Origin of the sequence: Lederbergia galactosidilytica, assembly GCF_017873565.1 — a bacterium.
Taxonomy (GTDB): Bacteria; Bacillota; Bacilli; order Bacillales; family Bacillaceae_C; genus Lederbergia; species Lederbergia galactosidilytica.
Genome location: NZ_JAGGKH010000007.1, coordinates 97,534 through 120,631, shown reverse-complemented (window position 1 = coordinate 120,631; position 23,098 = coordinate 97,534). Strand labels below are relative to the sequence as shown.

Here is a 23,098-nt window from a genome sequence, read left to right as displayed (position 1 = left end):
ATAAGGAGATTAAAATACATAATTAACTCTTAGATTTAGCAGTATCTCATAAAAGTGAACTGTGATAATTCTGCTTGATTGACAACCGTACTAGTCATTGCTAAAATTCAATTCATTGAATGAATTTAGATAAAATTTTCTACATTTAGTATTTTACGGGTGTAAATATGAATAATATATCTAATCTTCCTAATTTAACTGTTGCATTTGTTTGTAAGCGTTTTTTTATATGAAAAATCATTGGTTTCCCAATATAAATAAAGGAAATCATTCTTGTTTATTATATGAAGTGAAGAGGGAAGTCAATGAAAAAGAAACATATAAGGTTACCACTTAGTATTCAATACTTATCATTCTATATTGTTATTTTAATTATTCTGATTATTTTTTTAGGAACGATCATTCACTTTTATTTATTGGCGACTTTAAAAGGACAGGTAATGGATTCGAATGAGAAAAAGTTAATTCAAATGAAAGATATTGTGGACACAAAATTATTAGAGTTTCATAGAATTTCTTTACAAGTTTCATCTCAACATGAATTGACCCCTAATTATGTTGATAATTTTTTTGATGTATATAAAGCAAAAAAATTATTAAATTATAAGGTAGGCAATGATTTTATCTATGAGCTCTTTTACTATATTAGAGGAAATGACTATTTATTTTCGGGAGATTCTAGTTATTCATTCCCTGCCTTTACGTCTACTTATTATCAATTTCAAAATTGGCCATATGATGATTTTTACCAAGCGATCAATGAAAGTGAAAAGCCCTTTTTAAGGAATTCAGAAGAAGTAGAAATATTTAATAACAATACTGTAAATATGATTATTTATGGAGTACCCGTGCCTTTCAATAGTAAACACCCTTATGGCACTCTGCTATTTTTTATTGATGAGAGAATGATTCAAAATATGTTAAAAAACATTGTCAATACTCCTGGTGGAAATGCTTTTATTTTAGACAACCAACACCAAGTAGTGGCGAGCTTATATAATAGGGATAATGATTTTCAGGAAATTTATAAGCATATGAACGTAAGTGGACCTGAGGGGCTACAAAATATAACGATTAATAATCAGACCTATTACGTATCCCATGTGAAATCAGAATTCTTAGACTGGAGTTTTTTTACGCTCACTCCTGAATCTGAATTAATGAAGGATGTAAATAGTGTGCGAAATAAGGTTTTAGTTTCCTATGCAATTATTTTATTAATAGGCGGAGGATTAATCTATATAGGCATGCAAATAAACTATAAACCTCTTGGTAGGTTAATTCGACGAGCGGAAGAAAAGTGGTCACGTGTCTTAAATCAACATCATGGTGTGGAAAAGATATGGGAAGCTATTAACTATTCGGAAACAAGAAATCAACTTTTAAGTAAAAGTGTGGAAAAAGCCGCCCGCTTATGCAGCAACACCTATTCACTCGTTTATTGCGTGGGGAAATATCAGATTATCAAGCATTTAATAAATTGGGCAAAGAGATTGATTTACACTTAGAGGCAATGAGCTATTATGTAATGCTTATGGAATTTAAACAAGAGGATGAAACGGTTAATCCGCTTGCACTCAAGAGGATTAAAGAATGGATTGGTTGTTTACCCAGTACCGAAAAATATCAGATAGATTTATTTGGGGCATCTGCATTTATTTTAATTTTATCTGGTGAACCTGACCAATCAATGCTAATTGATTGGTATAAAAAACTAAATCAAGATAGGGAAATAACAGTAACGATCGGAGTTGGAAATAGCTATGATGAGGCGATTCAAATCGGTAAATCTCATTTGGAAGCTGCGACAGCTCTGCAATATAAATTAATAAAAGGTATGAATCAAATTATCTTTTTCTCGGAAACCTCGGCGGAAAATTTGAAAATGAAATGGTATGATAAACAAATTGTTGAGCAATTAGACTTATTTATTCGGCAAAGGGATATGAAACAGATTGAAAAGGTCTTAGAACAAATAACAAATATTATCCGTTCACCAGATAGTAATCTGTTTTTAGCGAAGTGTTTAATGTTTGATGTATCAGGGGTGATTATGCGGATTGTTCAGGATATGCAACCAATTCAAAGTAAGCTTGAAGGTATGATGCCAGATGTTTTGAAAATCAATGATTTTCATTCTTTAGAAGAAATGGAAAAAACGGTCAACAAAATTATCCAAGAAGTGTTGGAAGTTTATGAGCAATCTGGTAGGGATCATATATTATTGGATGATTTACTGCAATATTTACAAGATCACTATCATGAGTATCAATTCTCTATTCAAGCCTTAGCAGAGCATTATTCATTATCAGAGGCTTATATTATGCGTTATTTTAAAAAGCATACTGGTGAAACGATCTTACAGCATTTAAATCGTTTAAGAATGGAGCAAACAAAATATTTACTTAAGACAAGTGATCTACAAATTAAAGAAATTGCCATTCGAGTCGGATATAGTGATGTTTCAAGTTTTATTAGGAAGTTTAAACAACAAGAGAAAATGACACCCGGTGAATTTAGAAAAAAATATACGAATAAGAATGTAATTTAAACTTGGCGTTTGCCAAGTTTTTTTGTTGCATAAAGTGACTTAAGTCCTGATATAGCAAGAGTTGGATGAGTTTGTATTTCGCATATTGGTTTTGTTTTGACATATAAGGAAAGTTATCTATTTTAATGCGTCAGTTTGTGTTTAGCATATAGAATCTGAAATTACTGATTGCGCAAAAGCTGGAAAGTATTTTAGCATGAAGGCACCGAATGGGTCACAAACTCAAATCGTGAATCCGTTTGCAGCAGCAATGTATCTACATAAAAGAAAAGGGAGGTATGAATATGAAAGGACAGGGGGACGCAGTACTCCAAAAAAGTGCACCCATCATACAGAGAAAAAGAACAATAAAAGAGAAAACGAAAAAGTTATTGCAAAACTATGATCTCTATCTACTGTTATTGCCTACATTACTTTATTTTCTAGTTTTCCATTATTTTCCTATGTATGGAGTGCAAATTGCGTTTAAAAATTTTAATGCCACTTTAGGAATAATGGGTAGTCCATGGATTGGCTTTGAACAATTTACACGTTTCTTTCAATCCTATCAGTTCTGGACGGTATTAAAAAATACAATTGGTTTGGCGCTTTTTGAATTAGCTGTATTTCCAATTCCCATTATTATGGCCCTATTATTGAATCAGCTAGTTAGTCGTCGGTTCAAACGTATTGTACAAACGGTTACCTATGCACCCCATTTCATCTCGGTAGTTGTATTAGTAGGAATGCTTAATCTGTTTTTATCCCCACGCAATGGGATTATTAATCAGTTAATTGCATTATTCGGTGGAGATCCGATTTTCTTTTTCGGTATTCCGGAATGGTTTAAGCCGTTGTTTGTTTTTTCTGGAGTGTGGCAAAATCTCGGCTGGGGAATGATTATTTACTTAGCAGCCCTCACTTCGATTAGCCCCGATTTACACGAAGCAGCTGTTATGGATGGTGCAAGTAAAATAAGAAGAATTTGGCATATTGATATTCCAGGGATATTACCTACAGTTATCATATTGCTTATTTTAAATATGGGAAATTTATTAAATGTTGGATTTGAAGAGGTTTACTTAATGCAAAACTCGGTCAATATTTCTTCTTCGGAAATTATTCAAACTCATGTTTATAAAGCTGGACTTTTAGGAGCTCAGTTTAGTTATGCGACGGCTGTAGGTTTGTTTAATTCTATCATTAATTTTATCTTACTTATTATTGTGAATCAGACAGCCAAAAAGTCTGGACAATCAAGCCTATGGTAGAAAGGAGGCTGCCTAATGAATCTAACAGCTAGAACGAAGGGCGATAAAATATTTGACTTTTTCAATACCACATTTTTTACCATTATCTTATTTATAACCATTTATCCTCTTTATTTTATGGTGATTGCTTCCTTCAGCAGTCCAGAAGCAGTAAATAATGGTGAGATCTGGTTATGGCCAAAGGATATTACATTCAAAGGAAGATCTTGGAATGGTGAATACAATCTGGGCTATGGTAATTCCTAATGCGATATCTGCTTATAATTTGATTATTGTCAGAACGTTTTTCCAGGGCACCATTCCAGATGAATTATTAGAGGCTGGCAAAATGGATGGCTGTACAAACTGGAAATTCTTTTTGAAAATCGTTGTTCCCTTATCAACGCCAATCATAGCCGTTATGGTGCTATTTCACGCGGTGGGGCATTGGAATGCTTATTTTAATGCTTTAATTTATTTGCGTGATGCCGCGTTGCATCCACTTCAATTAGTATTAAGAGATGTTTTGGTTTTATCACAAGCGAATGAAGTTACGGATTCAGGTGCTTTAGCTAGTATGGAAGCAGAAATGCAAAACATTTCCGACCTAATTAAATATGGTGTAGTAATAATTGCAAGTCTTCCAATGCTAATCCTATATCCATTTGTACAAAAGCATTTTGTAAAGGGTGTCATGATCGGATCAATTAAAGGTTAATAGATCTGTTCATATAAATATAAATTTGAGGAGGAAATTGAGTGAAGAAAAGTTGGATCTTTTTATGTGTTGTATTGCTACTTATATTAAGTGCTTGTAGTGGCAAAGAAAATAGTGGTACAGCAGAAATTCCGGAGGATTCTGGAGAAGAAAAGGTTACATTAAATGGTTTTGGTGTAAAAGCACCAGCTGCTACAACAGACTGGGATGAGATGCCATTTCTAGACGAGCTAGCTGAAAATGTTAATGCGGAGATTAAATGGACGAATGCCACACCGCAAACCCAGCAGGAACAAATTAACCTAATGTTTGCTAGTGATGATTTGCCAGACTTTTTTTATTCCGCTTGGAGTTTAGGTGGGAATGATATTGTCAAATATGGCGCAAACGGGCAACTGATTGCCTTGGAAGATCTAATCGATGAGCATGCACCAAATTTAAAAGCAATTCTAGATCAACGCCCAGATATAAAGCAAATGATTACTGCTCCTGATGGCCATATTTATTCGATACCACAATTCATTGAAGATAAAGCAAGTCAGTCAAATGATGCCTTTTTTATTAATAAAAAATGGCTAGACGAATTGGATTTGTCAATACCAGAAACAACGGATGAATTTGTGGAGGTTTTAAAAGCTTTTAAAGAAAAGGATCTAAATGGAAATGGTAAGAATGATGAGATACCCTTTAGCTTTATGTATAGTAATGCCATTCGTGGCCCACATTCATTAAGTGGATCATTCGGTGTAGTAGGACGGAATATTGGTGTGAAAGATGGTAAAGTATATTATGCACCTGTCCAACCAGAATATAAGGAATATGTGAAATGGATGCACGAGCTTTATGCAGAGGGATTGATTGATCAGGAAGCCTTTACTCATGATACATCAGTATATGATTCAAAGATTAAATCAAAAACACCGATTTTCGGAGCTTATTTTAGTTGGTCCAAGTGGTCTGATTTTGGTACTTTGGATAGTGAATATGTAGCTATTCCACCTTTGAAAGGACCAGATGGTGATCAAATGTGGAATCGGAATGCTGGGACATTTAGTGTTTCTGGATTCTCTATTACCTCTGCGAATGCAAATCCAGTACGGACAATAAAATGGGTTGATCAAATGTTTGATCCTGTCATCGCTATTCAAATATCGTCAGGCCCGATTGGTGAAAATTTGAAAGAGGAAGATGATGGAACATATTCTATTATTGAAGCTCCTGAAGGGACAAGCTTTGAAGAATTCAGACATAAAAATACACCTGGTTCCTACGGAGTATTCATTCAATTAGCAGATTCAGAGATAAAAGTAAACCAAAGCCCTGGTCAAAAAGAAAAAGAAAGCTATGCTGAAATGTATGCGCCATATCAACCAGAAGAAATTTATCCAAATGTTTTATATAGTGCTGAAGATGCAGAGCGACTATCAATTTTAGCGACCGATATTGATGGATATATTAGTGAAATGATCCCTAAATTTATAATTGAAGGCAATGTAGATGCTGGATGGGATGGATACATTGAACAATTGGATAAAATGGGCTTAAATGAGTTGTTAGAGATGCATCAAAAGTATTATGATAATTTTAAAGATGGTGAATAAATCTGACAGGGACGATTTTCGCCCCTGTTTTTCCTTATTAATATTATGATAAGCTATAACATATTGAATATATTATATAGAAAATGATTGAGAATGGATTGATCAATAAGAGTTTTGTGAAGGGGGAGAGTCTATGAAAAAGCCAAATATTCTACTTATCACAAGTGATCAGCAGCATTGGAATACGATTGGCCATTTTAATCATGAAATTTCTACACCGAATCTAGATCGATTAGTGAAGGAAGGAACTACTTTTAAGAGAGCGTATTGTCCTAATCCTACCTGTACTCCTTCTAGAGCCTCTATTATTACAGGTACTTATCCTAGTCAGCATGGAGCCTGGAGCATTGGTACAAAGCTCTCTGAGGATCAAATTACGGTAGGGGAACTTCTACAGGAGGGGAATTATCGTACAGCATTAATAGGGAAAGCCCATTTCCAACCGCTTGCTTCAACAGAAGAATACAAGTCTCTTGAATCTTATCCGATTTTGCAGGATTTTGATTTTTGGAAGCGTTTTAAAGGGCCTTTTTATGGTTTCCAAGATGTGGATTTAACTAGAAATCACACGAATGAAGCACATGTCGGTCAGCATTATGCACTTTGGCTTGAAGAAAATGGATGTAAGAATTGGCGAGATTATTTTCTACCTCGGACTGGGAAAATGAATCCCGCTGAAAAATATGAGTGGAAGATACCTGAAAAATATCATTACAATACTTGGATTGCGGAAAAAACAAATCATCAATTAAAAGAATACAAGGATAATGATGAACCATTTTTCTTGTGGTCGAGTTTTTTTGATCCACATCCACCTTATTTAGTACCAGAACCCTGGGCTTCCATGTATGATCCTGATCAACTCAGTGTTCCTAAATTAGTTCCAGGTGAACATGAAAAAAACCCACCTCACTTCGGTTTGACCCAAGAAGAAAATCCTGACTTTTCTCCTTACAAAGAAACGGAAATTGGGAATATTGGATTTCATTCTCATTCCCATGTGACGGAAGAGGAAGCTAAGAAAAATATGGCTATCTACTATGGCATGATTAGCATGATGGATCATTATATTGGGAAAATATTAGATCAATTAGATACCTTGGGTCTTACTGACCAGACAATCATAGTATTTACAACAGACCATGGTCATTTTTTTGGGCAACATGGGTTACATGATAAGGGTGGTTTCCATTACGAGGATGTTCTGAAATTACCATTTATCGTCCGCTATCCAGGACATATACCGGCGGGGAAGGTTTCTAACTCTATGCAGTCTCTGGTAGATCTAGCACCGACCTTTTTAAGTTTTGCGAACCTATCTATTCCTGCCCATATGGTGGGGGAAGATCAAAAAGATGTCTGGCTTGGGAAAGAACGAGCAGCAAGGGATCATATTATCTGTGAATATCGGACTCAGCCTACTGCTGTTCACCAAAAAACCTATGTAGATGAACGTTATAAAATAACCGTTTATTACAATCGTACATATGGAGAGATATTTGATCTTGAGGCTGATCCACAAGAATTAAATAATCTATGGGATGATCCTAAGTATCTCGACTTAAAAGCCAACTTATTATTGAAATATGCTTGGGCAGAACTTGGAATAGAGCCGCTTCCTATGCCACGGATTTCAGGTGCTTAGGTTGTAGTAAGTCTTCGATACAAACTAGAATGCTAGGGTGAAAGCTAATTTAAAAAAACTCTATAAAAGAAAGGTGATCCAATTGAAAGAACAAAAGCAGCCGAACATTATCTTTATAATGAGTGATGACCATGCGGCCCATGCGATTAGCGCTTATGCTAGCCGTATTAATGAAACGCCAAATCTTGATCGGATTGCAGACGAAGGAATGAGACTAGATAATTGTTTTTGCACGAATTCAATATGCGCACCTAGTCGAGCGGCAATTTTAACAGGTAAGTATAATCATTTAAACGGTGTGCGAACATTATACGAAGACTTTGATGCACGCCAACAGCATGTGGCGAAAATTTTACAGGAGAATGGCTATCAAACGGCTATGATTGGAAAGTGGCATTTGGGGCATGGAGGAAACAGTGATCCAACTGGATTTGATTATTGGAATATATTCCCTGGTCAAGGAGCCTATCATGATCCGGAAATGATTGAAATGGGAGAGAAGAAAGTATTCCCTGGATATGCGACAGAAATTACGACTGATTTAAGTTTAAAATGGTTGGAGAAGAGAGATCGAAATAAGCCATTTTTTATGATGTGTCACCATAAAGCACCACATCGTCCATGGGATCCAGACGAAAAATATATGGACTTATACAAAGATGTTGAGATCCCGGAGCCTGAAACATTTCATGATGATTATGACACTCGTTCTTCTGCGGCTATAGAAGCGCAAATGCGAGTGGGCCGAGATTTACGCAAAAGAGATGTGAAGGAAGATCCTCCTGGAGGTTTAACACCAGGTGAATTAAAAAGTTGGTATTATCAAAGATATATTAAAGATTATCTTCGGTGCATTGCTTCTATTGATGATAATGTTGGACGTCTGCTGGATTATATAGATGAAAACGGGATCAGGGAAAATACGATTGTAATCTATACTTCAGATCAAGGCTTCTTTCTTGGGGATCATGGATGGTATGATAAACGATTTATGTATGAAGAATCTTTACGGATGCCGTTTTTAATTCGCTACCCAAAAGAAATAAAGCCTGGTAGTGTAACAGATTCGTTTGCGCTTAATGTAGATTTTGCCCAAACATTTTTAGATTTCGCTGGAATCCAAGCACCTGAAGATATGCAGGGTGCGAGTTTGCGGCCAATTTTAACCGGAGCACCCCCTGAAGATTGGCAAACCTCTATGTACTATCGATATTGGGAGCATATGGATCCTGAACATAACGTTGCTGCACATTATGGAATCAGAACCCATCACTATAAGTTGATTTGCTATTATGGTGAAGGATTTGGGCTACCAGGTACACAGAATATTAAAAAAGAGATTGAATGGGAATTATTCGATCTTCAAGAGGATCCGTATGAACTTAATAATGTATATAGTGATCCAAACTATCAAGAAATCATCAAAGAATTAAAAAGAGAGTTATACGAATTGAAAGAAAAAGTAGGCGACATAGATTAATCTATAAGGAATAAGTAGGGAATTTTTACTCCCGCTTATTCCTTATAATTTTTTTGCATATTTTATACAAGTCATGGTCGTTCAATATCTTTTCCTATGTTTCTTTGCTAAAATAAAATTATATTGAAAATCTTCCGAGAGGAGCATGTAAATGAAGTTACTGATAGTGAGTGATAGTCACGGAGATCGCTCCCTGATAAAAACATTGAAAAATAGTTATGAAAACGATGTTGATGCATTGATCCACTGTGGTGATTCAGAATTACGTGCAGTAGACCCAGTTCTTAAAGGATTTCATATAGTGAAAGGTAACTGTGATTTGGATCAACAATTTCCAGATGAGTTATTATTGGATGTACAAGGATATAAAATTTATGTGACACATGGCCATTTGTTTCAAATTAAATCTTCCCTGCAAAATATAGCTTATCGTGCCGAAGAATTTGGGGCGGATTTTGTCTTTTTTGGGCATTCACATATACTAGGAGTAGAAAAAATAGCGGGAACGTTATTTTTAAATCCAGGAAGCATTCTGCTCCCAAGAGGCGGAAATGAACAAACTTATGCCATTATCGAACAAAAAGAGGATATATGTACAGTTCGTTTTTTTAATGACCAACAAGAAGAAGTTAAATCTCTCCGAAGGGAATTTCAAAGAATATCAAAAGAAAAATAATCCTTACAAAATTGGTCATTACTACAATTGGCCAATTTTTAAATTAAAATAGATGCTTAGTATATCAGGTTTTAGTTGCTTCATTGGTGTATCTTTCACCATTAATGAGATACAGAATAAAAAAGTTTTAGAAAAACTGTTGACTTTATCTTAAACCGACTATATAATTAAGAATGTCTTTTACAAAATGTCCCAGTAGCTCAGCAGGATAGAGCAACAGCCTTCTAAGCTGTGGGTCGGGGGTTCGAATCCCTCCTGGGACGTCATTAAGTCGGAACGAGCAAAAAATAAAAACTTAGAAATGCCGTCAATCTTTGTATATCAAGGTTGACGGCATTTTTTATTCTTTACTAATAGAACGAGAAAGAATAGGTTTTTAAAATTTTTTACACAAGCTATTACACTATGTTTTTTCAAATACAGTAGCCTATTTATTTTCGCCTCTTTTTCTGATTCCTAACAACCCAGGAATTTATCCAAATGAATTGGCCAGTTTGGAAGAGAAAAAATATAGAACCTGAGGGGTTTAAATAAAGCGGGCTCTTTTTGTTGTAAATAAAGGATATCATCCTCTTCTGCTGAATATTATCTTCATCGAGAGGAGGTAAGATAATGAAGAAGAAAATTGTCGTAGGCGCTTTAGCACTAGGTTTAATATTTTCTGCTACTTCACTTGTAAGTGCAGATACTGATCAAGTCGCGATGAATAAAGCTGAGTTTGTTTCATGACAACATCCCAATGAGAGTCCTTCGGGGCTCTTGTGATTTGTTTGATAGTTTTATCTAAGGCTTAATAAAGGGAGTTTTAAGTTTTTTTATGGATAACTGATTAATAAAAGGCTGGGACAAAAGTGTTTTCGCCAAAGGGAAAGCCGAACAACTATGTTACATTTAACCCGCATTGGAAATATATTTTGCTAAGGTAATGCATTGTTATTCGTCTTTGAAGCTGAACACTTTAGTTTTCGTCTCAACCTTTGCTTGTCCAAGACTAACAATCTCCTCTTCAAGAGCACCGATATGAATATGAATTTTCCGTCTTATTTCTTCTTGCTAAAAGAATTTTTAATATCCCCTAATTTTGTTTTTGCCTCACCTTTAGCCTTATCAAATTCGCCTTCGGCCACTTTCTTTGTATCATCTGTTGCTTTACCATATTGTGATTTAGCTTCACCTTTTATTTTATCTGTAGCACCTTTAATCTTATCTTTATATCCGTCACTCATTTTTATCACTCCTTATAAGTAGTTATGAATGAAGTACCCGAAACATAAAAAGGTAAAACATTTATGGCTTTACCAGTAAAGTGGCACACTACCGTTTAAATATTATGGAGGCCACTAAATTCAGTTTGTTTAAATTGTCCAACATTCTTTATATCATCAAGATAGAAAAGAAGCTTAAGGTTTTTAGGGAGAATAGATAATAGCTGGCCACAACCTTAGATAAGGGTCCATGCTTAATCTGATAGTGAAGAAGTTTATAGGTGAAAACTTAAGTGATTATAATGAGGAGCTATGCCTGATAAACAAAAAAATATCCATTTGGGATAGAGGTTTTCTTAAAGCTGTGTTATCTCTTTTTCATAAGACCTCCAGTTCAAATTGGTATTAATAAAAATCTATGTATTGATTGCAGATGGGAAATTTGCGTATAAGAAAAGAGAGGCTGGGACAAAAGTGTTTTCGCTTGGGTAAAGTCCGAACTATTAGCGTGAAAATAACCCACTCCGGAAATATACTTCGCTTTCCGAAGGCCTACAGGATGTGGGTCATGCAGGCCTGCGTTCCCTAGTGTCAAGCCTCCTCAGGTGATTGTCCATTGATACGTTAGCATTGCAAAAACAGGTATTAATGAGGATTCGAATGAAAAAGATGGAAAAAAGGGAATAGGTAGTAAGGATAGTTGACATAGCCTAGATAGATATAAGCTGTATCTATATATCCAAACCAAACATGAATACTCCATCCATAAAATCCTAATAAAAATATTTTTTCATGGTTAATCGTAAAAAGCAATACAATGAGTGGGCCTAAAACTAAAAATAATGTGAGCCAAAACTGCCAAGTATCGATATAAGTTACTCTTTCCAATAATGAATATTCGCAGCAATAAATTCCTTGCCTGCAGAAATAACCCTATCGAAATCTTCAATTTGTTTTTCCGTCATATTACCAACCCCACTGTTTAATATGGCCTTATTATTTCTTTAAAAAATGGATATATTCTTTTTTATAGTAAACAGGTAAAATAGGCGGTTAGTTAGTCAAAATGTAGCGGTGAAATAAAGTGAAATTAATTATTATAATATTTAATACAATTAAATGGCAAGATGAATTGTGTTACGCAAACGGGCCAGATAGTGAATGGATTCCATTAGCCAAAAGCTGTATTGTAATAAAAATTGGAGAGGTATATATAGATAGGCAAATGAATATTGATGAAATTATTATGGAAACGAAGCAATTGAAACCACCCTTTGCCCCGGGCAAAGGGAAAAGGGCTCATTATGCAAATTTGAACTACTCACCACTTAATTTCTAACGAAATTTGAAGTGAGAGATTCCTGCGAATACCAAGGCATCCCTCGGTTATTTTAGCAGGCTCTACCCGTAGTCCCTACGGTGAAAGCTTTATATATCCTATACGTTGACTCGCCACGCACCCTACTTTAGCTTGGTTTTCGCAACTTCGGAATGCGTGGAGGCGATAGAACGTTGAAGATTTTACGTGACAGACGTTTTTCCTGTCACAACCTCATATCTTCAGTTTTCAAAGAACAACTTACAGGAATAATGTACCATACAAACGTGCGTTCTGGATACCCCAACCGTCATTCATCTCCCACTTATTTTTGGGCTATGCCCTGCACAAAATTGAAGAGGGCGTCTTTTGTCGGAAAATGATAAATTTTAGATTTTGCTCTTTTATTAAGCTTTATTTTGTTAAATTAATAAACCTTATTCAAAGATTACAAAAAGGCTTTCCTCTGCTTCTGTTATTGGCTCCATTTAATATGTGATATGATGACAAAGAACACAGATCGATAAAATTTGAATAGAATAATCAAAATCAATGTAATTTGGATTTGATCGTAAATGAATAGTCATTATAAGGAAATAATTGGTTCTCTACTCTCGGCAATCGGAACTATCCAAGCGGCAATTGGTAGCACAAGTCAATTTCATTTAAACGAAAATCAAAGCTACCTATTTCGTTTGGTGGGAAATACATTGCAAGCTTTAGGGAGTGCATTGTCCGCTGACGGACAAGGTACAGTATCCTTTGAAAAATTGGGCGATGAACTCCAGGCTACAGGTAATTCAACGGTAATTGCTGGAATCTTACTTTATGGTACATCTGATGAAGAAACGGAACAAAACCTTATTATTACGGGCACCTGGATCCAGGCGTTAGGGAGTTTTGTAGGAGTTGCCGATGAATTTTTTGATAGCACGGAAGATGGCAGATTAGAGAATATCACTGGAAACTTATTGCAAGGCATTGGTAACTCTTTACAGGCTATAGGTGGTATTGAAGCTTTGCAGGGTAGTAACTCTGAGCAAGAACAAATTGGGGTTGCTGGAAGTTGGGTTCAGGCAGCTGGATCTGTTATATCACTAATTGGGCAAATTCAAGAAGAGTCGGAGGAAATACGTCTTAATATCAATGAATAAATTGCAGAAGATTTTATCGAGGCACCCTATGAGGTGCTTTTTCTTACATCAAAAAACAAGATGGTTGCTACATTTTAAAGTATTAAAAAGTTGTTCATTTATACCACAAAAGTCTAAGGTGCTCAGTAAACATGAAAAGATGGTTACGTATTTTGCGCTTATACTCATTCAATCTATTTGTGTTCTTTGTCATGTTTTGTTAAACTATTTTCTAACCTAAATGATGGGCGGTTCTATCATGAAAAAAGATCAAAACAATCGTGATTCAGCAATTATTATCCCTTTTCCAGGACTGAAGGACCGTTATTACGAAAAAGGCGTATCTAGCTTGGAAGCTCATCAATTTCAAGAAGCGGTTGATTTGCTAAAACAGGCGTATCAAATGGATTCAACCGATCCACAGATTTCAGCAGCCTATCTTGCAGCTTTGTATGAGAATGGGGATTATCATGATTCTAGGCAAATGGCTGAGGAGCTTCTAAAAAGTGGTGTTGGCAGTTTTTATGACGTTCTTGATATATATTTAATGATATTAATTCAATTAAACGATTATCAACAAGTCGTTTCGACTTTAAAACCGTTATTTGAAGAAAATGAAATCCCTCCTGAAAAAGCAGAGCATTTTTTGCAATTACTGCAATTAAGTGAAAAAGCTGCTAGAAATCAAGGGGTGGGAAATTCTGCAAATATAGAGGAAGAAACTTCGTTTATCCATCAAGAACAAAGCTCTCAAGATCAATTGATTGGATTAGGTATGTTGAAGGATAAAAATATCCATCCTTATTTGGATTCTTTAATAGATATGCTTTCTGCTAAAAAGGTTCATCCGTTTATTAAAACGGTCATTCTCACACTTCTTCAAGAGAATAAAATTGACCAATTTATTTTGGTGGAAAAATTTGATGTGGAAAAAACATTGAGTCCCATAGAGCTTCCTTCTGTTGAGGAAATTCCCTTCTTTCTTACAGTAAAGGAACAGGTGGAAACCGAATTAAGAGATCATAATCCTGTTTTACTGGAACAGATTCTTGATATGATAAAACGACATTCCTATTGTCTTTATCCTTTTGAATGGGAGCCGGTTAATCCGTCAGTGTGGGCAGCTGCTTACCGTGCGATGGGATATGAAATATATGGGGAAAGTTGGAATTCAAAAAAACTAGCGGAATTTTACGATATAGGTGAAGAGGAGTTAAGCACCACTTTCGCTTTTATCTTAAAATTGGAGGAAATTTCTTCGACTATTGTTTAATTCCAATATTTGAAACAAAGGTATCCTATGTTATAATGTAATGGTTATGCTGGATTGTGTATAAGATAGTGGAACATACATAGTGAAGCGAGTAACCGCAAATAAGCAGTAAGACAACTGAGTATATATTGTTGGAGGTATTAAAATGTCAGCAAAATGGGAAAAGCTTGAAGGTAATAAAGGTGTATTAACAGTGGAGGTAGACGTAAAAACTGTTAATGAAGGTTTGGACCAGGCTTTTAAAAAGGTTTCTAAGGATATTAATATTCCTGGATTCCGTAAAGGAAAAGTTCCACGTCCATTATTTGAAAAACGTTTTGGAGTAGAAAGTTTATTCCAAGATGCACTTGATTTCATTCTTCCTGAGTCCTACGCTAAGGCTGTAGAAGAAGCGGGAATTGAGCCTGTAGATCGCCCTGAGATCGACATTGAGCAGATGGAAAAAGGGAAGGAATTAATTTTCACTGCAACAGTCATCGTAAAACCAGAGGTAAAATTAGGTGAATACAAAGGTCTTGAAGTAGAAAAACTAGATGATTCTGTATCAGATAATGATGTGGAAGAAGAATTAAAAACACTTCAAGAGCGTCAAGCTGAGCTTGTTGTTAAAGAAGATGGTGCTGTGGAAGATGGCGATACGGTAGTAATTGATTTCGAAGGATTTGTTGATGGGGAAGCCTTTGAAGGTGGACAATCTGACAACTATTCTCTAGAAATTGGTTCAGGATCTTTCATTCCTGGGTTTGAAGAACAACTTATTGGGGTAAAATCAGGAGAAGAGAAAGATGTAGTAGTTACATTCCCTGAGGAGTACCATGCGGCAGAATTAGCAGGGAAGGAAGCTACATTTAAGGTTAAGCTTCATGAGATCAAAGCGAAAGAACTTCCTGAGCTTGATGATGAATTTGCAAAAGATGTTGACGAAGAAGCAGAAACACTAGAAGAACTTAAGGCTAACATCAAAAACAGACTTACGGAAGAAAAGAAAAATGAGGCTGAACAAAAGCTAAAAAATGACTTAGTAGAAAAAGCTACAGAAAATGCTGAAATTGATCTTCCAGAAGTAATGGTAGACAATGAAATGGACCAAATGATGCAAGAATTTGAGCAACGCTTGCAAATGCAAGGAATGAATCTTGATCTTTATTTCCAATTCTCTGGTCAAAGCGAAGAAGACCTTCGTAGCCAAATGAAGGAAGATGCTGAAAAACGCGTTAAAACTTCCCTTACTTTAGAAGCAATTGCTAAAGCTGAAAATCTCGAGGTAGATGACTCAGCTGTTGATGAAGAATTGAACAAAATGGCTGAGATGTACAAGATGGAAGTGGATGAAGTTAAAAAGATAATGAGTGCGAATATGAGCAGTCTAAAAGCAGATTTGAAATTGCAAAAAGCAATTGATGTTCTAGTTGAAAATAGCAAAACAAATGCATAAAAAACATAAACATACACATAAGATATAAGAATTGATAAACAAGGCACAGGTAAGATCCGTGCCTTGTTTTGCCAAAAAGAATACATATTGATCCTTTATGGATCCAGCATGAGTTTGAATAATGGTTATTACATTACGGAATGTGGTACAATGCAATACATAGCTATGGCTTGTTAATATGAAGGTTATATGGAAGGATATAGCTTATTATAGGGGTGAGATCATGTTTAAATTTAACGAGGAAAAAGGTCAGTTGAAATGTTCTTTTTGTGGTAAAACACAAGAACAGGTTAGGAAATTAGTGGCTGGACCTGGTGTATATATATGTGATGAATGCATTGAGCTATGTACAGAAATTGTGGAGGAAGAACTAGGGACTGAAGAAGAAGTAGAATTTAAAGATATCCCTAAACCACGCGAAATTAGGGAAATTTTAGATGAATACGTAATTGGCCAAGAACAGGCGAAAAAGTCCTTAGCTGTCGCAGTGTATAATCACTACAAGCGTATTAATGCAAATAGTAAGATTGATGATGTTGAGCTAGCAAAAAGTAACATTTGCTTAATAGGTCCAACTGGAAGCGGTAAAACCTTGCTTGCACAAACATTGGCTCGAATTTTAAATGTACCCTTTGCGATTGCCGATGCAACTTCCTTAACGGAAGCTGGGTATGTAGGGGAAGATGTAGAAAATATCTTACTCAAACTAATTCAATCCGCTGATTATGATGTGGAAAAAGCAGAGCGTGGTATCATCTATATTGATGAGATCGATAAGGTTGCAAGAAAATCCGAAAATACTTCCATTACAAGAGATGTTTCTGGTGAGGGTGTACAACAGGCTTTACTTAAAATCTTAGAAGGTACAGTAGCAAGTGTGCCACCACAAGGCGGCAGAAAGCATCCGCATCAAGAGTTTATTCAAATTGATACAACGAATATTTTATTTATCTGTGGCGGAGCTTTCGACGGTGTTGAACAGATTATTAAGCGCCGACTTGGTCAAAAAGTAATCGGATTTGGCGCTGATGTGAAAGGTCAAGAGGAGAATAAAGAAATTTTATCTGAAATTCTTCCAGAAGATTTACTCCGTTTTGGTTTAATACCAGAATTTATCGGACGTCTACCTGTTATTGCCAACCTAGAACAGTTAGATGAAGAAGCGCTAATTGAAATTTTAACCCAACCGAAAAACGCACTTGTTAAACAGTATAAAAAAATGCTCGATATGGATGAAGTTGATCTTGAATTTGAAGATGAAGCCCTTCATGAAATCGCGAAAAAAGCGATTGAAAGAAAAACAGGAGCTCGTGGCTTAAGATCCATTATTGAAATGCTTATGCTCGATGTAATGTTTGACTTACCATCACGAGATGATATTAAAAAGTGTATTATTACAAAAGATTCTGTTTTGCATAATAATCCACCTAAGCTTGTACTTGAGGATGGAACTGTTATTAAGGGATCAGAAAAAAATTCTGCTTAAATGAATTCAATTGAATAGTTATGAAGAGCTTGGATATTAAATCCAAGCTCTTTTTCATGCCTGTAAATTATAGCCTAATCCGAGAAAAAACGAGTTTATTGGGTTGTGACAGGACCTTTCCCTTTTAGCTAAAAATCTCAGCTTTAAAAGTAAACTGGCCTTAACACCTTTTCTTAAAAAAGAAAAAATGTTTATTATAAATGCAATAACAAAAACCGTACATTGTGAAGAAAATGATGGTTTATTCCTTCTTTGAAGCGGAGATACTAATAGATAAAGTAAGACTACAATCAATGGATGCTTTCATCTTTACTGATTGTAAGTTTAGCTACAGTTGCTCCCCTTATGATTTTTACTTCTTCGAATTTTTAAGTGGGATTCAATTGTCAGTAGATTCGTGAGAAAAGATAGACGTTATTAGTGTCTTCCGGGAGGGAAAAGTATGAATTGGACAGCGATCATTATGATGGTTCAGTTGTTTTTTGGTATCATTATTGGACTGTACTTTTTAAATTTATTAATGAATCAAAGATCTCAAAAGGTTACCATTGATAAGGAATCAAAAAAGGAAATGGATCATCTTAGAAAAATGCGCGGAATTAAATTAACAGAACCTTTAGCAGAAAGAGTAAGACCTGCGAAATTTTCGGATATTGTAGGGCAAGAAGATGGAATTAAAGCGCTAAAGGCAGCCCTATGTGGGCCAAATCCTCAACATGTGATTATTTACGGACCACCAGGTGTAGGAAAAACAGCTGCTGCCAGACTCGTTTTAGAAGAAGCTAAGAAAAATCAGCGTTCACCCTTTCAACTGGATTCAGTATTTGTGGAACTAGATGCAACGACAGCCAGGTTTGATGAAAGAGGGATTGCAGATCCTCTAATCGGTTCTGTTCATGATCCAATTTATCAAGGTGCTGGTGCGATGGGGCAAGCGGGAATTCCTCAGCCAAAGCAAGGGGCTGTTTCCAATGCTCATGGCGGCGTTTTATTTATTGATGAAATCGGTGAGCTCCATCCGATCCAAATGAATAAATTATTAAAAGTATTAGAAGATCGCAAAGTCTTTTTTGAAAGCGCCTATTATAGTTCAGAAAACAATCAAATTCCTACTCATATTCATGATATTTTTAAGCGTGGTCTTCCCGCAGACTTTCGTTTGATCGGGGCAACAACACGCACCCCTAATGAAATTCCACCAGCCATTCGTTCAAGATGTATGGAAGTATTTTTCCATGAACTTGAAAAGGGAGAAATTGAAATTGTTGCAAACAAGGCTGTGGACAAAATCAATTTTACAATCGATGAGAAGGGCCTAGCTTTACTATCCTCTTATGCAAGAAATGGACGGGAAGCAGTTAATATGATTCAGACGTCTGCTGGTTTAGCAATCATAGAGGATAGAGATTATATTCAAGACTCGGATATTGAATGGGTCATTCGCTCAAGTCAGCTTGTCCCTCGGCATGAAAAATCCATCCACTCACAATCAAAAGCAGGGGTCGTAAATGGTCTAGCAGTGACAGGGCCTAATAGTGGAATGCTTTTAGACATTGAAGTAATGGTTCTTCCATCTGATAAAGGCACGGTGCAAATTACCGGGATTATAGAAGAGGAAAATATTAATGGCCAAGGAAAGACAGTTAAGAGAAAAAGTATGGCAAAAGGCTCAATCGAAAATGTGCTTACGGTATTGAAAACAATGGGAGTGCCAGTTAAGCAGTATGATATACATGTGAATTTCCCTGGAGGGATTCCGGCAGATGGTCCTTCGGCAGGTGTTGCAATGGCTGTAGGAATTTATTCGGCTATTTATAAAATACCCGTTGAACACACAGTGGCCATGACAGGAGAAATAGGAATCCATGGGGATGTAAAACCTGTTGGTGGCGTATATTCAAAAGTGAAGGCGGCACAAATCGCGGGCGCCAAAACAGTGCTAATCCCTGAAGAAAATATGCAATCCAATTTAAAAGAAATAGATAAAGTTACTGTTATTCCTGTTAGCCGTTTAGAAGAAGCTTTAGATGTAGCTTTGGTTAAAAAGCCGGGGCATGAGCGTATTCTACCTGAATTTTCTCCCCCTAATAAAAAAAGTGTATAAATCAATATGATAAGAGCACTTTCTCGACATCATATGGTTAGATAAGCTAAAATGGACACAAGAACGAATAAGGAAAATAAAAAATGGAGGGCGCCCTTAAAGGCGCTTTCTCTTTTCTTAGACTTTGGGGAAATAATTGGCTAGGTGGAAAGGTAAAAATGGAATTGTCTAAGCAAGATGAAATAAGGCGGTAGTAATTCACGGTGATAAAGATATACACCTATACCCATAGTTGTTTAATCCTTTTAGAGGTTTCCGCATTTGTCTAAAAATTAGCACGGAGGTAGTAAATATGACGAAAAAAATAGAGCCATTAGTGCCTCTATTGCCACTGCGAGGAATGCTCGTTTTTCCAACAATGGTACTGCACCTTGACGTGGGGAGAGAACGCTCTGTTCAAGCTTTGGAACAGGCTATGTTAAATGATCATTTAATCTTTTTGACAACCCAAAAAGATATCGAGATTGAATCACCAGAAGATGAGGATTTATTTGAGATAGGCACATTAACAAAGGTTAAGCAAATGTTAAAGTTGCCTAATGGAACAATCCGTGTTCTTGTTGAGGGATTGAGTCGCGCAAAGATAAAAACTATAAAGGACCAAGGCTTATATTATGCTGTAGATCTTGAACGATATGATGAAGATATAGATATAAGTCAAGATGTTGAAATTCAAGCATTAAAGAGAACGATGCTTGAATACTTCGAACAATATATTAAGCTTTCGAAAAAGGTATCATCAGAAACTTTTGCAACAGTGGCTGATATAGATGAGCCTGGTCGGATGGCTGATATTATTGCATCACATTTACCTTTGAAAATTCAAGATAAGCAGGAGATACTGGAAATAATTGATGTAAAAGAAAGATTAACAAAAGTGATCAATATTGTTCATAATGAAAGAGAAGTATTAAATTTAGAGAAGAAAATTGGTCAAAGAGTGAAACAATCGATTGATCGCACGCAAAAAGAATATTATTTGCGTGAGCAGATGAAAGCTATTCAAAAAGAACTAGGGGACAAAGAGGGAAAAACTGGTGAAGTAGCAGATTTATCGGAAAAAATCCGCGAAGCACATATGCCAGAAAACGTAGAAAAGATTGCATTAAAAGAGTTAGACCGGTATGAAAAGATCCCTTCCTCCTCTGCAGAAAGTTCTGTTATTCGCACTTATATTGACTGGCTAATCTCGCTACCATGGTTAAACGCTACAAAAGATGATTTAAACATTCGAAAAGCAGAAAAAATATTAGAGCGAGATCATTATGGACTTGAGAAAGTAAAAGAACGAGTACTAGAATATCTTGCGGTACAACAATTAACAAATTCATTACGAAGTCCGATTTTATGCCTTGTTGGACCACCAGGAGTTGGAAAAACTAGTTTAGCACGATCAATTGCAGAATCAATGGGGAGAAACTTCGTTCGTATTTCGTTAGGGGGAGTGCGTGATGAATCAGAAATACGTGGACATCGTCGTACTTATGTAGGAGCCATGCCTGGTAGAATTATCCAAGGGATGAAAAAAGCGGGCTCAATTAATCCCGTATTTCTACTAGATGAAATTGATAAAATGTCCAATGATTTTCGCGGTGACCCCTCATCAGCGATGTTAGAAGTATTGGACCCTGCCCAAAACGGTAGTTTTAGTGATCATTATATTGAAGAACCATATGATTTATCAAAGGTAATGTTTTTGGCAACTGCTAATGATTTAGCTTCTATTCCAGGTCCGCTACGGGATCGGATGGAAATTATTTCAATTCCCGGTTATACTGAATTAGAAAAAATTCATATTGCGAAAGATCATCTATTGCCAAGGCAGATTGAGGATCACGGGCTTACTAAAGCTCAACTCCAATTAAGAGATGATGCGATTAAACTATTAGTCCGTTATTATACTCGGGAAGCTGGTGTTCGTGAATTAGATCGTCAACTTGCTTCTGTTTGTAGAAAAGCAGCAAAAATCATTGTTTCTGGTGAAAAGAAAAGAGTCGTTGTAACGGATAAATACTTAATGGAATTATTAGGAAAGAAAAAATATAGTTATGGACAGGCTGAAATTGAGGATCAAATAGGAGTAGCAACAGGACTAGCTTATACTTCAGTTGGAGGAGATACATTACAAATAGAAGTCTCCTTATCTCCTGGTAAGGGCAAATTGATACTAACGGGGAAATTGGGAGACGTAATGAAGGAATCCGCACAGGCGGCCTTTAGTTATGTTAGATCGAAGGCAACTGAACTTAAGCTTGAGAGAGATTTTCATGAAACAACAGATATTCATATCCATGTTCCTGAAGGGGCTGTTCCAAAAGATGGGCCATCAGCTGGAATTACTATTGCAACTGCGCTTATCTCCGCGTTAACCAAAAATCCCGTTAAAAAGGAAATTGGCATGACTGGAGAGATTACTCTAAGAGGAAGGGTTTTGCCAATAGGTGGATTAAAAGAGAAATCACTAGGGGCTCATAGAGCAGGGATTACAACAATCATTATGCCGAAAGAAAATGAAAAAGATATAGAAGATATACCTGAAAGTGTTCGAAAAGATCTTACTTTTATCCCAGTTTCTCATGTAGACGAAGTATTGAAAATTGCATTATCGGGGGAAAAAAATGAAGGTAAATAATGCAGAGTTTATCATAAGTGCGGTAAAACCAGAACAGTATCCTGGCGAAGGATTTCCTGAATTTGCGTTAGCCGGAAGATCCAATGTAGGAAAATCGTCCTTTATAAATAAAATGATTAACCGCAAGAGTCTTGCACGTACTTCCTCAAAACCAGGAAAAACACAGACATTAAATTATTACAAAATCGAAGATGCCTTATATTTTGTCGATGTTCCAGGTTATGGTTTTGCTAAAGTATCAAAAAAGGAACGTGAAGCATGGGGAGAAATGATTGAGACTTATCTCACAACTAGAGAGGAATTATGTGCGGTTTTGCTTATAGTTGATTTAAGACATCCACCAACAAAAGACGATGTTTTAATGTACGACTTTTTAAAATTCTATGAAATTCCATGTGCGGTTATTGCTACAAAGGCGGATAAGATCCCAAAAGGAAAATGGGAAAAACACAAAAAGGTAGTGAAAGAAACGCTGAAATTAAAGCAAGATGATGAGATTGTTTTATTTTCATCAGAAACAGGAATGGGAAAAGACAAAGCTTGGCGTATATTAGAAAAATATTCACATAAATTATAATTAGATCAAAAAAAGTGGGTATTGCAATTTTCTGT

The 23,098-nt window shown here is 35.9% G+C and carries 16 protein-coding genes, 1 tRNA gene and 1 pseudogene; 17 read left to right on the top strand and 1 reads right to left on the bottom strand.

Annotated features, from left to right (window positions below; all coding sequences use genetic code 11):
- The first annotated feature begins 305 nt into the window (after positions 1 to 305).
- The 9 genes and pseudogenes from J2Z23_RS09285 to J2Z23_RS09245 all read left to right on the top strand — a co-directional run bounded on the left by J2Z23_RS09285 (position 306) and on the right by J2Z23_RS09245 (position 10,163).
- Complete coding sequence (locus J2Z23_RS09285) at positions 306 to 1,508, top strand: cache domain-containing protein (protein WP_209973722.1); 1,203 nt, start codon at positions 306 to 308, stop codon at positions 1,506 to 1,508.
- On the top strand, positions 1,415 to 2,551 hold the full coding sequence (locus tag J2Z23_RS09280; protein WP_209973720.1) for a helix-turn-helix domain-containing protein: 1,137 nt from the start codon (positions 1,415 to 1,417) through the stop codon (positions 2,549 to 2,551). Before J2Z23_RS09285 ends, J2Z23_RS09280 begins: the two co-directional genes overlap by 94 nt.
- 284 nt (positions 2,552 to 2,835) lie before the next feature.
- Complete coding sequence (locus J2Z23_RS09275) at positions 2,836 to 3,801, top strand: ABC transporter permease (RefSeq protein ID WP_209973718.1); 966 nt, start codon at positions 2,836 to 2,838, stop codon at positions 3,799 to 3,801.
- Positions 3,802 to 3,816: 15 nt separating this feature from the next.
- Positions 3,817 to 4,498 (top strand): annotated as a pseudogene (locus tag J2Z23_RS09270) (carbohydrate ABC transporter permease).
- Between the two features lie 41 nt (positions 4,499 to 4,539).
- Positions 4,540 to 6,099: a type 2 periplasmic-binding domain-containing protein gene (locus tag J2Z23_RS09265; protein WP_057986987.1), complete on the top strand. Its 1,560-nt coding sequence runs from the start codon at positions 4,540 to 4,542 to the stop codon at positions 6,097 to 6,099.
- A gap of 133 nt (positions 6,100 to 6,232) precedes the next feature.
- Entirely contained in the window at positions 6,233 to 7,744 is a 1,512-nt protein-coding gene (locus J2Z23_RS09260) for a sulfatase family protein (protein ID WP_057986985.1), read from the top strand.
- A gap of 73 nt (positions 7,745 to 7,817) precedes the next feature.
- A complete protein-coding gene (locus J2Z23_RS09255; RefSeq protein ID WP_420795701.1) occupies positions 7,818 to 9,224 on the top strand; it encodes a sulfatase family protein in 1,407 nt (468 codons plus the stop codon).
- Between the two features lie 151 nt (positions 9,225 to 9,375).
- Entirely contained in the window at positions 9,376 to 9,900 is a 525-nt protein-coding gene (locus J2Z23_RS09250; RefSeq protein WP_057986983.1) for a metallophosphoesterase, read from the top strand.
- Between the two features lie 189 nt (positions 9,901 to 10,089).
- Positions 10,090 to 10,163, top strand: a tRNA-Arg gene (locus J2Z23_RS09245).
- A 777-nt stretch (positions 10,164 to 10,940) separates the two neighbouring features.
- Here J2Z23_RS09245 and J2Z23_RS09240 read toward each other — a convergent pair.
- Positions 10,941 to 11,126, bottom strand: a complete 186-nt coding sequence (locus J2Z23_RS09240; protein WP_057986923.1) for a CsbD family protein — start codon at positions 11,124 to 11,126, stop codon at positions 10,941 to 10,943.
- Between the two features lie 1,063 nt (positions 11,127 to 12,189).
- Between J2Z23_RS09240 and J2Z23_RS09235 the strand changes: the two genes are divergently transcribed.
- The 8 genes from J2Z23_RS09235 to yihA all read left to right on the top strand — a co-directional run bounded on the left by J2Z23_RS09235 (position 12,190) and on the right by yihA (position 23,063).
- The gene (locus J2Z23_RS09235; RefSeq protein ID WP_057986921.1) at positions 12,190 to 12,444 is read left to right on the top strand and encodes a hypothetical protein; all 255 of its coding nucleotides are present in this window, start codon (positions 12,190 to 12,192) and stop codon (positions 12,442 to 12,444) included.
- A gap of 554 nt (positions 12,445 to 12,998) precedes the next feature.
- The gene (locus J2Z23_RS09230) at positions 12,999 to 13,577 is read left to right on the top strand and encodes a DUF6944 family repetitive protein (protein WP_057986919.1); all 579 of its coding nucleotides are present in this window, start codon (positions 12,999 to 13,001) and stop codon (positions 13,575 to 13,577) included.
- Between the two features lie 238 nt (positions 13,578 to 13,815).
- Entirely contained in the window at positions 13,816 to 14,829 is a 1,014-nt protein-coding gene (locus tag J2Z23_RS09225; RefSeq protein ID WP_057986917.1) for a tetratricopeptide repeat protein, read from the top strand.
- A gap of 145 nt (positions 14,830 to 14,974) precedes the next feature.
- Entirely contained in the window at positions 14,975 to 16,264 is a 1,290-nt protein-coding gene (tig, locus tag J2Z23_RS09220; RefSeq protein WP_057986915.1) for a trigger factor, read from the top strand.
- A 223-nt stretch (positions 16,265 to 16,487) separates the two neighbouring features.
- On the top strand, positions 16,488 to 17,750 hold the full coding sequence (gene clpX / locus J2Z23_RS09215; RefSeq protein WP_057986913.1) for an ATP-dependent protease ATP-binding subunit ClpX: 1,263 nt from the start codon (positions 16,488 to 16,490) through the stop codon (positions 17,748 to 17,750).
- 442 nt (positions 17,751 to 18,192) lie between these two features.
- Positions 18,193 to 19,854 carry an ATP-dependent protease LonB gene (lonB, locus tag J2Z23_RS09210; RefSeq protein WP_064467747.1) on the top strand — a complete coding sequence of 554 codons (1,662 nt, stop codon included), beginning with the start codon at positions 18,193 to 18,195 and terminating at the stop codon, positions 19,852 to 19,854.
- Positions 19,855 to 20,146: 292 nt separating this feature from the next.
- Positions 20,147 to 22,486, top strand: coding sequence for an endopeptidase La (lon, locus tag J2Z23_RS09205; RefSeq protein WP_057986909.1), 2,340 nt, complete (start codon positions 20,147 to 20,149; stop codon positions 22,484 to 22,486).
- On the top strand, positions 22,473 to 23,063 hold the full coding sequence (yihA, locus tag J2Z23_RS09200) for a ribosome biogenesis GTP-binding protein YihA/YsxC (RefSeq protein ID WP_057986907.1): 591 nt from the start codon (positions 22,473 to 22,475) through the stop codon (positions 23,061 to 23,063). The genes lon and yihA overlap by 14 nt, the downstream gene beginning before the upstream one ends.
- The last annotated feature ends 35 nt before the right edge of the window (positions 23,064 to 23,098 follow it).

Coding starts and splice junctions, on each gene's coding strand:
- J2Z23_RS09285 (WP_209973722.1), top strand. CDS start 306: ATGAAAAAGAAACATATAAGGTTACCACTTAGTATTCAATACTTATCA.
- yihA (WP_057986907.1), top strand. CDS start 22,473: ATGAAGGTAAATAATGCAGAGTTTATCATAAGTGCGGTAAAACCAGAA.
- tig (WP_057986915.1), top strand. CDS start 14,975: ATGTCAGCAAAATGGGAAAAGCTTGAAGGTAATAAAGGTGTATTAACA.
- J2Z23_RS09230 (WP_057986919.1), top strand. CDS start 12,999: ATGAATAGTCATTATAAGGAAATAATTGGTTCTCTACTCTCGGCAATC.
- J2Z23_RS09280 (WP_209973720.1), top strand. CDS start 1,415: ATGCAGCAACACCTATTCACTCGTTTATTGCGTGGGGAAATATCAGAT.
- lon (WP_057986909.1), top strand. CDS start 20,147: ATGACGAAAAAAATAGAGCCATTAGTGCCTCTATTGCCACTGCGAGGA.
- J2Z23_RS09260 (WP_057986985.1), top strand. CDS start 6,233: ATGAAAAAGCCAAATATTCTACTTATCACAAGTGATCAGCAGCATTGG.
- lonB (WP_064467747.1), top strand. CDS start 18,193: ATGAATTGGACAGCGATCATTATGATGGTTCAGTTGTTTTTTGGTATC.
- J2Z23_RS09225 (WP_057986917.1), top strand. CDS start 13,816: ATGAAAAAAGATCAAAACAATCGTGATTCAGCAATTATTATCCCTTTT.
- J2Z23_RS09275 (WP_209973718.1), top strand. CDS start 2,836: ATGAAAGGACAGGGGGACGCAGTACTCCAAAAAAGTGCACCCATCATA.
- J2Z23_RS09250 (WP_057986983.1), top strand. CDS start 9,376: ATGAAGTTACTGATAGTGAGTGATAGTCACGGAGATCGCTCCCTGATA.
- clpX (WP_057986913.1), top strand. CDS start 16,488: ATGTTTAAATTTAACGAGGAAAAAGGTCAGTTGAAATGTTCTTTTTGT.
- J2Z23_RS09240 (WP_057986923.1), bottom strand. CDS start 11,126: ATGAGTGACGGATATAAAGATAAGATTAAAGGTGCTACAGATAAAATA.